The 12,238-nt window shown below is 67.7% G+C and carries 11 protein-coding genes; 4 read left to right on the top strand and 7 right to left on the bottom strand.

Annotation, left to right across the window (positions count from 1 at the left end; genetic code table 11):
* Positions 1-55: 55 nt before the first annotated feature.
* The 4 genes from EFL26_RS22055 to EFL26_RS22040 form a co-directional block, all read right to left on the bottom strand.
* Entirely contained in the window at positions 56-823 is a 768-nt protein-coding gene (locus EFL26_RS22055) for a CpaE/TadZ family protein (RefSeq protein ID WP_123225065.1), read from the bottom strand.
* Positions 823-1,428: an SAF domain-containing protein gene (locus EFL26_RS22050; protein ID WP_123225064.1), complete on the bottom strand. Its 606-nt coding sequence runs from the start codon at positions 1,426-1,428 to the stop codon at positions 823-825. The genes EFL26_RS22055 and EFL26_RS22050 overlap by 1 nt, the downstream gene beginning before the upstream one ends.
* 94 nt (positions 1,429-1,522) lie before the next feature.
* Positions 1,523-1,999 (bottom strand): hypothetical protein, encoded by a 477-nt coding sequence (locus tag EFL26_RS24855; protein WP_246000324.1) that lies wholly within the window; start codon positions 1,997-1,999, stop codon positions 1,523-1,525.
* A 467-nt stretch (positions 2,000-2,466) separates the two neighbouring features.
* On the bottom strand, positions 2,467-3,180 hold the full coding sequence (locus EFL26_RS22040; RefSeq protein ID WP_246000323.1) for a hypothetical protein: 714 nt from the start codon (positions 3,178-3,180) through the stop codon (positions 2,467-2,469).
* 162 nt (positions 3,181-3,342) lie between these two features.
* Between EFL26_RS22040 and mobF the strand changes: the two genes are divergently transcribed.
* From mobF to EFL26_RS22020, 4 genes are all read left to right on the top strand, one after another.
* Complete coding sequence (gene mobF, locus EFL26_RS22035; protein ID WP_342773545.1) at positions 3,343-6,918, top strand: MobF family relaxase; 3,576 nt, start codon at positions 3,343-3,345, stop codon at positions 6,916-6,918.
* A gap of 112 nt (positions 6,919-7,030) precedes the next feature.
* Positions 7,031-7,342, top strand: a complete 312-nt coding sequence (locus tag EFL26_RS22030) for a sulfate permease (protein WP_123225061.1) — start codon at positions 7,031-7,033, stop codon at positions 7,340-7,342.
* 185 nt (positions 7,343-7,527) lie between these two features.
* A complete protein-coding gene (locus tag EFL26_RS22025) occupies positions 7,528-7,950 on the top strand; it encodes a hypothetical protein (protein WP_123225060.1) in 423 nt (140 codons plus the stop codon).
* Entirely contained in the window at positions 7,947-8,144 is a 198-nt protein-coding gene (locus EFL26_RS22020) for a hypothetical protein (protein WP_123225059.1), read from the top strand. The genes EFL26_RS22025 and EFL26_RS22020 overlap by 4 nt, the downstream gene beginning before the upstream one ends.
* 483 nt (positions 8,145-8,627) lie before the next feature.
* Here EFL26_RS22020 and EFL26_RS22015 read toward each other — a convergent pair whose 3' ends face one another.
* The 3 genes from EFL26_RS22015 to EFL26_RS22005 are packed head-to-tail and all read right to left on the bottom strand — an operon-like array spanning position 8,628 to position 12,214.
* Complete coding sequence (locus EFL26_RS22015; protein WP_123225058.1) at positions 8,628-9,896, bottom strand: YhgE/Pip domain-containing protein; 1,269 nt, start codon at positions 9,894-9,896, stop codon at positions 8,628-8,630.
* A gap of 54 nt (positions 9,897-9,950) precedes the next feature.
* Entirely contained in the window at positions 9,951-11,378 is a 1,428-nt protein-coding gene (locus EFL26_RS22010; RefSeq protein ID WP_123225057.1) for a coniferyl aldehyde dehydrogenase, read from the bottom strand.
* A gap of 11 nt (positions 11,379-11,389) precedes the next feature.
* Positions 11,390-12,214 carry an SDR family NAD(P)-dependent oxidoreductase gene (locus EFL26_RS22005; RefSeq protein WP_123225056.1) on the bottom strand — a complete coding sequence of 275 codons (825 nt, stop codon included), beginning with the start codon at positions 12,212-12,214 and terminating at the stop codon, positions 11,390-11,392.
* Between the last annotated feature and the right edge of the window lie 24 nt (positions 12,215-12,238).

Raw genomic sequence — 12,238 nt, 5'->3', positions numbered from 1 at the left:
GGCAGGGCGGTCAGGTCCGATGCCCAGTTCGATGCCTGGTCGAGTCGATCGCTCGTCACGAGCGGGCTCCTTCCAGGAGTTGGCCGCGGTGGTGCGACACGGTCGAGTGGATCGCGGCGATCGCGGCTTGTAGCCCACGGGCGAGCGGCCCGGTCTCGAACTTCTGGCAAGGCGCGGCACCCCGGGAGAAGACAGCCGCGGACTCCGGGTCGTCGGCGAGCGTGGCCACCACGGGCAGACCGAGGACTCCGGCGACCTCGCGGCTGCTGTAGGGCTGGCCGTCGCCGACGACCAGCACTCCGGGCTGCCGCCAGTCGAAGGTGCCGCGCTGCACGGAGTCGGCCCACGAGCGGACCCCGGCGAGAGCCGGAAGGGTCATCCGGGTGACGATCAGCGTGAGGTCGGCGTCCGCGAGCAGCGGCTCTGGCGAGCCAACGAGTCCGAGCCGTCCCGCATCGACGATCACGTCCTGGCCGGTGGCCTCCAGGTCGGCAAGCTCGTCGGCGAGCGGGCGCCACAGGTCCCGGAGGGCGGGCGCCTGGGTGTGTGACCGAGTCCCGGCCACGAACGAAACGTGCGTGCCATCGATCCGTTGGGCTACCTCGGCAAGCCCGTCGTGGATGCTGCTCGACGTCAAGGCCAGCTCGATCAGCCCGGCCACGTACTCGCGGGTGCCGCGGAAGTAGCCGGCCAGCAATCCGGAGGCGCCGGTCGGGTCGGCCTCGACCAGCAGCACCGGCCGGGGCCAGTGAAGCGCGAGGCCGATCGCCGTTGTTGTTACCCCGGGCGAGCCCGAGGCAGAGGTGAGGGCGATGACGGCCATCAACGCTCCCGCGAGTCGAGGACCAAGGCCACGTTGCCGGTCGCCGCGCGAGCGGCCAGGACGGCGGCGTCGGCGTGGGGAACGAGCAGGTCGACGATGAGCTGACCGGTCTCGCCATCGACATGGACGCCGGCGACCTCGGCATCGCTGACTGGCGGCGCACCCGCGGGAGGCCCTGCACCTTGTGCGGGGGTGACCACGACTCTGACGTGGTCGCCGGGCGCGAGGTCGAGGCCGGGGACCTGTGCGGGGGTCAGCGCGACGCCGACGATCGAGTTGTTGCCCGCCGGAACCACGGTTGAGGTGAAGGAGTCCGGAGTGAGCATCGCGCCCGCTGCCACATCTACCGCGGCCCGTTGACCGACGATGTCGTCGATCTGGCTGGCCGGCACCGGGTGGAGCGCCGGGTCCACGCTGACCCGCACACGGGCGAGATCCCCGGACTGGATGACCGCGCCGCGCTCGATCGTCTGCCGCGCGACGAGGACCTCCTCGGTGTTCGTGGTCGCGGTCCAAGCCCAAGCCGCAAGCAGCGCACCGAGACAGATGGCGACAAGTGCGGCGCCGACCAAGGCCGGGCGACGCCGGAGCTTCGGTGGTGGCACAAGTTGAGTCGCGGCGGGACCTGACTCCTGGTCGAGTGTCCTGTCGTCTCGGGTGGCTGTACTGCGCACGCTGACTGCCCTCCTTGTGCTCGAGTTACTGCACGAGCACCTGCGCTTCCCCAACTGCGATCTGGACCGAGCGGGTGAGCCCGCTCAGCCGGATGGTCCCCGTCTGTCCTGCGCCTGCCCACGTGATCACCCAGTCCGATGTCGCCGTGACCGTGAACTTCTGGTCAGGCTTCGACGAGCTGGACGTTGTGTAGACGTGCCCGCAGTCCGGGGACTTCTTGTTCCCGTACGACGCCTTGTACGGCGTGCCGGCGGTGTTGCAGATGACGGTGTGGCCGTCACCCATGTCCCAGGTGATCCGCTGGATCCGAGCGGTCGCGCTGACCGTGATGCCGCCGGCCGTCGCCGAAGCCGTCGTCGGCCCCACGGTGTGAGCGTCGGGGTTCGCCGCCCACATCCAAACGGGCATGCCCACGATGCCGATGCTGTCGGCTCCCGGGCTCGGCGTGATGCCGATGTCGATCGCCCGCAGGGCCATCTGCTTGATGGCGAGCTGCGCCACGTCGCGAGGCGTCGGCCCTTGGCCGGAGTTCGGCGGCGGATCTGGCGACCAGATCAAGACCAGGATCCCGGTTTGAGGCTGATAGCAGTTGTAGACCGCACCGTCGCCAGGCTCGTGCCCTTGCCAGTTCGGATCGCCGGCCGGCGGCTGTGGCTTGGCCAGCGAGATGTAGCACCGATACCCGTTTGACCAGTAGCCGTCCGGCGAACTGCAGGGGACCGGACCCGGTGGAGGCTTCGAGATGCCCTGGGCGCTGCCGTCCCACCAGCAGGCGCTGCCTGTCCCGGTGTCCTTGGGACCGCCATCGCCAGGGGTGCCGGGCTCACCCGGGTTGCCAGGCACCTCGACCGTGATCAGGCAGATGCCAGTCGCGGGGTCGGTGCGCTGACAGACGGTGTCGGCGTACGTCGGCCCATGGACAAAGGCGACGAGGCCCGCGGTCGCGAGTGAGATGGACAGAGCACGAGCTACGAGGCGTCGCATGGCTTGCGCTTAAGGTCCTGGCTGGAGGCAACACGCCACGCGCGATCGGGATCCTTGTCCCACCGGTAGTTCGAGACGAGGAACTGGATCCAACTCGTGTCAGGCCGGTCGGGACTGATGATCGACTCGCCGTTCGCGTTGACTACATCGACGTTGCTCACATCGAAACAGACGTCGACTTGAACGGTCGGGACTTTCCCCGTGCTCGGGTCTGAGTTGTCGAGGTTGACGGACTCGACCTTCAGTACGGCGATCTTCGTGTCGCCAACCTGGTGGAGTCCCCGTTTGCGCTCGTTCCGCAGGAGGTTCCGCTGTGCCGCAAGCTCGGTGCTGGTCGCCACCGATTGGAGGCGGCTCAGCGGCTGGCTCGGGTCCTGCCGGAGTTGGTTGCCGACGTCGTTGTATTCACGCAGGACGGCGGACGCCGCCGCTGAGGCTTTCTCGCTGTCAGTCGGCGGCGTTGAGGTGGCTGTCGTGGGGGCCGGCGAACTCGGAGTTGGGCTCTGGGTCGCCGCCGGATCATCGCCGCCGGCACAGCCCGCTAAGGCGGCCAGCAGGAGAGCGGTCGCCAGCGCCGAGATTCGCCGTACGTAGGTCATGGTCCGAGTACCAGACGACGCCTCGCCGTTGGGGTCAACGAGGACGCCGCTCTTGAACCATACGCCACTTTCGGAACTCCGAACCCTGGCCTTCCTCACCTCGTTGCTCCCATCTCCTCGACGCCGGAAGTCCTGATCCCCAGGTGCGCCGTCGCTCCCACCTGGACTCCACCCTCGTCCGTCAACCCCACACGTCTTGCAACGCGAGGGGGGTTCTGTGGACAACCCGGTCGGTTTCCGGGGTTGTGGACGCACACCTGCATGCCGAGGAGGTGTGCGTCGGTGACCGTGTCGATGCGGAAGATGTCGGCGGGAAAGGGCTACCAGTACCTACTGCGCAGCGTGGTCGCTGGCGACGGCAACCGGAGTCTCTCGACGCCACTGACTCGCTACTACGCCGAGGCCGGTACGCCGCCCGGCTATTGGATGGGGTCCGGCGTCGGTGAGTTCGGGCACGGAGAGATCACGGTCGGCAGCGTCGTCCTGGAGAAGCAGCTCCAACTCCTGCTCGGGATGGGCTGCGACCCCCTAACGGGTGACCAGCTGGGGACGCCGTACCGGTCCTTCGCGAAGGTCGGCGATCGCGTCGCGGACCGCACGCATAGCCTCAACCCGCACCTGACCGACGAAGAGCCTGCTGCCCCGGTCGACGAGATCGAGGCCGACGAGCAGAGCATCGGGACCCGTACGGCTGTCGCCGGCTTCGACTTCACGTTCAGCGTCCCGAAATCGGTCTCGGTGCTCTGGGGCGTCGCCGACGCAGGAACCCAGGCCCTCCTCGTCGAGGCGCACCACGAGGCAGTCGCCGAGGTGCTCGCGATGCTGGAGCGAGAGGTCGCGGTCACGAGGGCGGGCGCCCACGGCCGAGCGGGAGCGGTGCTGACCAAGAAGATCAGGGGCGTGGCGGCGACGGCGTACGACCACTGGGACTCGCGGCTGGGCGACCCGCAGCTCCACACCCATGTCGTGATCGCCAACCGGGTCCGGACCAGCGACGACGGGAAGTGGCGCACGCTCGACGGCCAGTCGTTGTACCGCTCGGTCGTCGCGCTGTCGGAGCACTACAACGCTGTGTTGGCCGACATCCTCACGCGAACCTGCGGGCTGGATTGGGAGCGGCGGGCCCGAGGCGCGAACCGGAACCTGGCCTTCGAGCTGACCGGGGTTGGTGAGGATCTGGTGGCCGAGTTCTCCAGTCGCTCGCGCGCGATCGAGGTCGAGAAGGACCAGCTCATCGAAGAGTACGAGCGCAACCACGGGCGTCCCCCGAGCACGGCGACGGTCATCAAGCTTCGGGCGCAGGCGACTCGAGTGACCCGCCCGCCCAAGCAGATCCACTCGCTTGCCGAACTCACGGGCGGCTGGCGCGCCAGGGCTACTAGGGTGCTCGGCGAACAAACAACCTCGTGGGCGCGCGCCTTGCTCGCCCGGGGTGCGCGCACAGACTCCGGTCGACTCGCCCGGGGTCTCCTTCGCGCTGATGATGTCTCGCCCGTGGCGGTCGCCGAGGTCGCCCGTGCCACGGTAGGCGCGGTGAGCGTCAAGCGCTCTTCCTGGCGGCACTGGAACCTCTGGGCCGAAGCCTCGCGGCAGACGATGGAGTGGCGCTTCGCGACCGTCGAGGATCGCGAGAGAGCGGTGGGTTCGATCGTTGAGGAGGCCGAGCGCCTGTCGATCGCGCTGACCCCGCCCGAGCTGGCCCACAGCCCGGGCATCTTCCGGCGCACCGACGGCACCAGCCTGTTTCGTCCCCGGCACTCGGTCACCTTGACCTCTGAGGAGATCCTCGCTGCCGAGGATCGGCTACTCGCCCGTGGCGAGGACCGAGGGGCGCCCACGGTTGTTCTCGACGTGATCGAGGAAGTCTCCCGGAGAGAGGTGCTTGGACACCTTCTCTCCGAGGAGCAGGTCGCGACGCTGGCCACCATCGCCATATCTGGTCGTCAGGTCGACCTCCTCATCGGCCCCGCGGGCGCGGGTAAGACGACCGCGATGCGTGGGCTGCACGCGGCCTGGACGAGCGTCCACGGCACGGACAGCGTCGTCGGTCTCGCCCCGTCGGCCGCGGCCGCCGACGTACTCGCCCAGGACCTCGGCGTGGCCTGCGACAACACCGCGAAGTGGCTCCACGAGTTCGACCAGGGGCGAGCCACCTTCCGGAAGGGGCAGCTCGTCATCGTCGACGAGGCGACCCTCGCAGGAACGCTGACCCTCGACCGCCTCGCCGCCCTTGCCGCCGACGCCGGTGCGAAGGTGCTCCTAGTCGGCGACTGGGCGCAGCTGCAGTCGGTCGATGCCGGCGGCGCGTTCGCGCTCCTCGCGGCGGCCCGCGACGACACCCCCGAGCTGACCGAGGTCCACCGCTTCTCCAACGACTGGGAGAAGCTCGCCTCGATCGACCTGCGCAACGGACGCGCCAAGGCCATCAGCACCTACTTCCGGCACGACCGCGTCAAGGACGGCACCCACCACGACATGGTCGACGCCGCCTACCTCGCCTGGAGAGCCGACCTGCGGGCCGGTCGCAGCAGCGTGCTCGTCACCGAATCGACCGACGCGATGGTCGAGCTGAACGAACGCGCCCGCGCCGAGCGGATCCTGGAGGGCGAAACTCGACCCAGCCGGGAGGCTGAGCTCCGTGACGGCACGCGGGCATCGGTGGGCGACCTAGTCATCACGAGACAGAACGACCGGCGAATCCGACCGATGCGCAGCGGCTGGATCCGCAACGGCGATCGGTGGCGCGTTACCGACGTGCTCACCGACGGATCGGTGGTCGTCCAACGCCTCGGCAAGGGGGTCGGTGCCTCCGTCGTGCTGCCGGCGCCGTACGTCGCCGACCACGTCGACCTCGGCTACGCGATCACCGCCCACCGCGCCCAAGGCATCACCGTAGAAACCTCCCACGCCGTCGTGACCGGATCGACGACCCGGGAGAACTTCTACGTCGCCATGACAAGGGGCCGCGATTCCAACATCGCGTACGTTGCCCTCGACCGCCCCGACGACATCCACGCGACACCATCACCCGACGAAGTGACCGCCAAGACAATCCTGTACGGCGTCCTCCAGCACTCGGGCGTCGAGCTGTCGGCACACCAGACCATCGAGACCGAGCAGGAGCACTGGTCGTCGTTCGCCCAACTCGCGGCCGAATACCTCACCATCGCCGCCGAGGCCCAGCGCGACCACTGGATCGCCGAGCTGCGCGCCGCCGGGCTCTCGGAAGACCAAGTCGATGCCATCACGGCCTCCGACTCATTCGGCGCACTGGCGTCCGACCTGCGCCGGGCCGAGGCAAACGACCACGACATCGCCAAGGTGCTGTCGAGGATCGTCGCTCAGCGGTCACTCGATGACGCCGACGACATCGGCGCCGTGCTCATCAGCCGCCTACGCCACACGACCTCCGGGTCGAGGCGAACCAAGCCTCGTCGAAATCGACTTATCGCCGGCCTGGTGCCCGTCGCGGACGGAGCCATGGCCGACGACATGCGCCGCGCCCTTGCTGAGCGTCAGGAGTTGATGGAGTCTCGGGCCTCAGAAATCGGCGAAGCGGCGGTTTCCCAACGGGTGCCGTGGGTCAAGCGGCTCGGCGAGCCGCCGGCTGACCTCCGGTTGCGCGATCAGTGGATGGCGCAAGTCAGGATAGTCGCCGCCTACCGTGACCGGTACGGCGTTGGGGGCCACGCGCCGGTCGGCGCGGACGTTCGGACCGATGTCGAAGGTCTCGACGCGGCTCGGGCCCGGCAGGCTGTCCGTCACGCCGTTGGCATCTCAGCCGTCGCCAGTCTCGGAGCGGCCCCGCCGGCGCTCGAAGGGCAGGTTCTGGGCTGACCAAGGCCCATAGCTCCAACGTCGGGCCCGCCGTCCACAGGAAGCCCCTGATGTTGGCGGCTGCGCGGTTCGCGGATTACCTGTCAAGGGAGCGGACCGAAGGAGAACGTTCATGCTTACCTTGCTCTGGAACTTCAGTGCGGCGATTCGCGGCTGCCTGCGCGAGTACATGCCCACCAACCGAGCCGCCGACTGGCTCCGCAGCCCGCGCGGACTCAAGTGGGCGATCCCCGTTGCAATCATCGTCACCACCGCCTACCTCGGACTGACCGCCCTCGCCATCGATTTCGCTGCTCGTCCCGGCTTCGGTTGGTTCAACGTGCTGGTTCTGCTCTTCTTCTGGAATGCCGTCAAGTTCGCCTGGATGACGGTGTTGGCACCGGCAATGTGGCTGTCAGGAAGACGAGAGATCACGCCGGGGTGATGGGCCTGCTCGCGCGGTGTTCGGGTAGGTCTGGTTCGGCGTGAGGGGTAGCGCGGACCACACACATGGCGAGTGGTCAACCGCGTCGCGTCGCGGTCAGAGCGTCCACCGCATCGCGAACTGTCGATCCAAGTCGCCAGACTCGGCTCGTGCTTGCTACTCCGCGGCACGGTGCCGATCGCGACATGCTGATGCGCAACCTCGTCGAGGCGCAGACCGAGCTGATCAACGTGCCGGGAAAGTCTCCGTCAGTCACCGACCGCTTCACCAACTACATTGCCTGGGTGGCGAACTCGGTTCGGCTGCTCCGCCTCCAGGTCAAGAAGGCAGACCTGGAGCCCCTGCTGCTGACCCAGCGCTACTGGACACTTCAGGCCATGGTTACCTCCCCGACCGGCATGGCGGGGGATTTCGTCGACGCGGAGCTTGCCGACCGAGTTACGGCGCACCCCCATGGGTCGCGACGACGTCGACGCCGAACCATCGATCCGAGCCAGCACCCACCCAGTCGCCTCGCGGAGCCCGAGGAGATGGCTGCAGCGGTCGCCGTCCTCGCAAGCGCTGACCGATCTCACCTCGACTCTAAACGCGAAACGAAGGGACCGTGAGGCGGTTCATCCTGAATCTCTCCGACGACGCCAACCTGCTGTCGAGCGAACGGCTCAACCTCGGAGCGTCGCTATCCGCAGCAATCGATGACATCAGCCGCCTGGCACGCACGAATCCGACGCTCCTGCGCAAGGACGTCGAAGGCATGACTAAGGTGCTGCCCACGACCACGGCCAGCCCAGGCAAGCCCTGAAGAGGTTCTCGAGACGTTCCCGTTGGCGGGACAGAACATCCAGCGCGCCGTCACCAACGGCAGGGTTCGCGTCCAGCTGGACCTGTCTGTTCTCACAGGACTGAGCGGTCTGATTGGCAAGCTCTGCGACCAGCTCAGCCCGGTGTGCAGCGCGATCTCTATTCCACCCACCGCTTCAACCCTGGTCAGTGCGCTCCTCGGTTTCACGGCGGGAGGGGAGCGATGAGGTCTAGCCGTGGTCGTGCTGCCTCGCCTGGGACGCGGTCGAGTACGGGCGGACGACCCTGGGCGTCGCGTGTTCCCCATCCATCAGGAGTTGTCGCGTGGGAACCGGCTTGGCTGTGTCCGGCATCGGAGCCGAGCGAGCACGTGATGCGCTCGGAAGTGCCGGCGCCACGGAGGTCGGCTCCAAGATTCACCAATCGGACCCCCAGAGGGCGCCCCCCGCGGCCAGGCCTGGCTACGGGGCACCACCCTGCCCGATCAGGCAGACGGTGGCGGAACTCGGTCAAGCCCGTTGCGGTCATAGAGGGCCGTCGTTCCGAAGCCGAATACCAAGGCGGCAGAGAGCCCTGCGGCCAGCATGGACCAGCCTCGCGTCAGGCCGGCGTCGCCTTGGGCGTCGTAGTAGAGGATGGCACGGATCGCCCCATTGACCTGTCGCAAGGGCTCGAATTCGGCTAGGAACCGGTAGACGTCGGGCAGCGCCTGGAGCGGTGTGGTCGCGCCGGCTGTCGGCACAGCCATCGCCACGAACACGACAGCGGCCGCGAGCATCCCCGGGGTGCCGAAGACAGCGAGCAGCGCCAACGCTCCTGCCCCGGTCGCGGCGATCGTGCAAACCGAAAAGAGCCACAGGAGAGGCAGGTGTGAGGCGTCCATGCCCATCACCGCCACGGCGCCAGCGAGCACCAGCGTGCCGATGAGCACCGACATGGCTCCCATGGTCACGGTGTTGATCGCCAAGGCTTGGACCCGGGTGGCGTCGATCCTTGGCCGGTGCGACCGAACCGGACCCAGGTCGGTGTGGGCGTAGCCGAGCGCGTGATCGACCTGCCCGTTGATGACGTTGGCGGCGAGCATCCCGCAAACGACGAGAGCAAGTGCGTAGTAGAAGGCCGTCAGACCGAGCCCGCTGTTGGCGGGAAGCGGGTGCCCATCAGCCACCTTGACCAGGATCGGGTCGGCCAGCGTGACCTGGGACGCGTCGGGCAGCGCCGTCGACCCGGCGGTACGGGAGAGCTGGTCGCCGAGGTTTCGTGAGGCGATCTCAGCTGCTGCCGTTGTAGCAGTTCGGGCGATGCTCGAACCCATGCTGCCGGCGGACGCGTTCGTGAGGACCTGCAGCTGCGGTCGAACCGGGTAGGCCGTCGGGACGGAACTGGTGAGTGCGATTGCCGAGGCAGAGAAGTCACGTGGAACGACCAGCGCGCCATACAGTTTGCCTTGACCCAGCTGGTCGTGAAGCTCGTCGGAGGTCATCAGCTTCCACTCGAACTTGTCGTTACCGGCGGCAGAAGCCTGGATCGAGGACGTGATGTCCGCGCCCAGATTGACCTGCTTGCCGCCGGCGATGGTGCCTTCGTCGGCGTTCACCAGGCCGATCGGCAACTTGTGAAGGTGGTCGCCAGGATCGACGTTCGCGCCGACGTAGAGCACCGCGAAGAGGAAGGCGAGAGCGCCCACGGGAACGCCGATGACCATCCAGAGACGCTTGTCCCGCAGGATGCTGTAGGGACTGACAGTGTTCATGACCAACTCCACGTTGTGATGACGCCGTAGCGAAGTGCGAGGCTGACGTCCGCTTCAGCGGAGGAAGAAGTCGAGCAGGGCTTCGGTGCGCTTGCCGAACGGGGGGCGCAGGAGCCGGGTCGCGTTCCACCGTGCTTGTGTGTGGATGCCCTTGGGGTGGCTGAGCGTGCGGAAACCTTCGATGCCGTGGTACTTGCCCATTCCGCTGGCACCGACGCCGCCGAAGGGAAGGTCGTCCTGGGCGACGTGCATGATCGTGCCGTTGATGGTCACGTTGCCCGAGGTCGTGCGGTCGAGGACCTTGCGCCGCTCAGGGCCGACGTCGCCGAAGTAGTAGAGCGCGAGCGGCCGCGGGCGGGCGTTGACGTAGTCGATGGCGTCCTCGATGTCCCGGTATCCGAAGATGGGCAGGATCGGGCCGAAGATCTCCTGGTGCGCGATGCTCATGTCGTCGGTCACGCCGAGCACAACGGTAGGCGCGAGGGTGTGCGGACGATGGGCCGCGTCGCCCGGCCGGTGTCCGACCTCGATGATCCGCGCCCCGTGACGCCGGGCGTCGTCGATCAGGTCGGCCAGGGCCGAGTACTGCTTCTCGTTGACGATCGAGGTGTAGTCGGTGCTCGTCGGCCCGTCGGGGTAGGCGGCCTTCACCAGCCTGTCGTAGCTGGCGACGAACGCGTCGACCTCGGACTCGTGCACCAGGGCGTAGTCGGGCGCGATACAGGTCTGCCCTCCGCTGAGGAGCTTGCCGAAGACGATGTCTGACACGACCTGGTCCCGCACGTGTCCCTTGGCCACGATGGTCGGAGACTTCCCCCCGAGCTCCAGCGTGACGGGGACGAGGTTGTCGCTCGCGGCCTTCATCACGGCGCGTCCGACCTCGGTGCTGCCGGTGAAGACGAGATGGTCGAACGGCAGGGAGGAGAACGCGGCGCCGTCGCCGCTGACGATCGCGACCTGATCCGGCGCGAAGAGCTCGCCAAGCATCTCCGCCAGCACCGCGTTCGTCGCCCGGGTCACGTTCGAGGGTTTGAGCATGACCCGGTTGCCCGCGGCGATCGCCGTCACCACCGGCATCAACGCAAGGTTGATGGGGTAGTTCCACGGCGAGATGACGCCGACCACGCCGAGCGGCTGGTACTCGATCCGGTTGCTGCCGAATCGCAGCTGCACGTCGATGTGGCGGCGGGTCGGGCGCATGAATCGGCGCAGGTTGCGCCGCAGGTAGTCGATGCCTTGCACGACCCCGACGAGTTCCATCGTCGCGGTCTCGTGCCGCGAGCGGTGACCGAAGTCGGTGTTGATCGCCTCCTCGATGGCGCCGCGTCGGGCGATGAGCGCGGCTTTGAGGTTGTCCAGATCGTTGCGCCGCGCTGCCAAGGAAGGCGCTCCGTCGCGCAGATAGGCGGCGCGCTGCGAATTGAGTAGGTGATTGAAGCGCTCCGCGTCGATGGACTGCGTGGCGAGGTCGTTGACGGTCATGACGGTGTTCCTCAGCTGTTGGTGGGGACGGCTGCGGGCTGCGAATGCCGGCGGCGGCCCATCCAGCCCATCAGCCGGGCCATCGGGCCGCGTGGCAGGAGTTTGCTGGCCAGCGCGAGCGGCCGGCCGTTGGTGATCACCGAGGGCGGTGCGGAGCGACGGTCCAAAGTGGCGAGCGCCTTGTCGACCACTGCCGCCGGGGTCAGCCGCTTCGCTCCGAAGTCGGCTGTTTGGCTGCCGGCAGCATCGAAGAACTCGGTATCCATGGCGCCCGGGCAGACCGCGAGCACGCGCAGCCCGGTGCCACGGGCTTCTGCCCACAGACCTTCGGTGAAGCTGAGCACGAACGCCTTGGTGGCGCCGTACACGCTCATGTAGGGCATCGGCTGGAAACCAAGGAGGCTCGCAACGTTGATCAGGAAACCGTTCTCCGCCGCGGCCAGGGGCGCGACGTAGGAGCGGCTGAGGTCTACCAGGGCGCCGATGTTCAGCGAGATCATGTCCTGTAGACGTTCGGGATCCTCGTCGGTGAAAGCGTCGTGGCTGCCGAAGCCGGCGTTGTTGACCAGCCCGGTGGCGTAGATGCCGCGGGACTCGAGCTCGACCCGCAGCGTACGGCCGGCGTCGCGCAGTCCGAGGTCGCGGGCGAGGGTGGTCACCGCGACCCCGTGAGCCTTCGTGAGCTCTGCAGCAAGGCTCTCAAGCCGGTCCGCCCGACGGGCGACCAACACAAGGTTTGCGCCGCGGCGAGCCAGCTGGCGGGCGAATTCGGCGCCGAGGCCGGAGCTGGCGCCGGTGACGATGACCGTCTGGCGGCGGTAGTCCATCTTCTTCATGATTTCACTCTACGCGTACGCTGC

It is taken from the genome of Nocardioides pocheonensis (assembly GCF_003725535.1).
GTDB classification, from domain to species: domain Bacteria; phylum Actinomycetota; class Actinomycetes; order Propionibacteriales; family Nocardioidaceae; genus Marmoricola; species Marmoricola pocheonensis.
The sequence above is the reverse complement of the archived record's forward strand: the minus strand, read 5'-3'. Positions and strand labels throughout refer to the sequence as shown.

What these genes read in the sequence shown, in the direction of transcription:
- EFL26_RS22055 (WP_123225065.1), bottom strand. Translation starts at nt 823, where the DNA reads ATGGCCGTCATCGCCCTCACCTCTGCCTCGGGCTCGCCCGGGGTAACA.
- mobF (WP_342773545.1), top strand. Translation starts at nt 3,343, where the DNA reads ATGCCGAGGAGGTGTGCGTCGGTGACCGTGTCGATGCGGAAGATGTCG.
- EFL26_RS22030 (WP_123225061.1), top strand. Translation starts at nt 7,031, where the DNA reads ATGCTTACCTTGCTCTGGAACTTCAGTGCGGCGATTCGCGGCTGCCTG.
- EFL26_RS22025 (WP_123225060.1), top strand. Translation starts at nt 7,528, where the DNA reads ATGCTGATGCGCAACCTCGTCGAGGCGCAGACCGAGCTGATCAACGTG.
- EFL26_RS22015 (WP_123225058.1), bottom strand. Translation starts at nt 9,896, where the DNA reads ATGAACACTGTCAGTCCCTACAGCATCCTGCGGGACAAGCGTCTCTGG.
- EFL26_RS22010 (WP_123225057.1), bottom strand. Translation starts at nt 11,378, where the DNA reads ATGACCGTCAACGACCTCGCCACGCAGTCCATCGACGCGGAGCGCTTC.
- EFL26_RS22005 (WP_123225056.1), bottom strand. Translation starts at nt 12,214, where the DNA reads ATGAAGAAGATGGACTACCGCCGCCAGACGGTCATCGTCACCGGCGCC.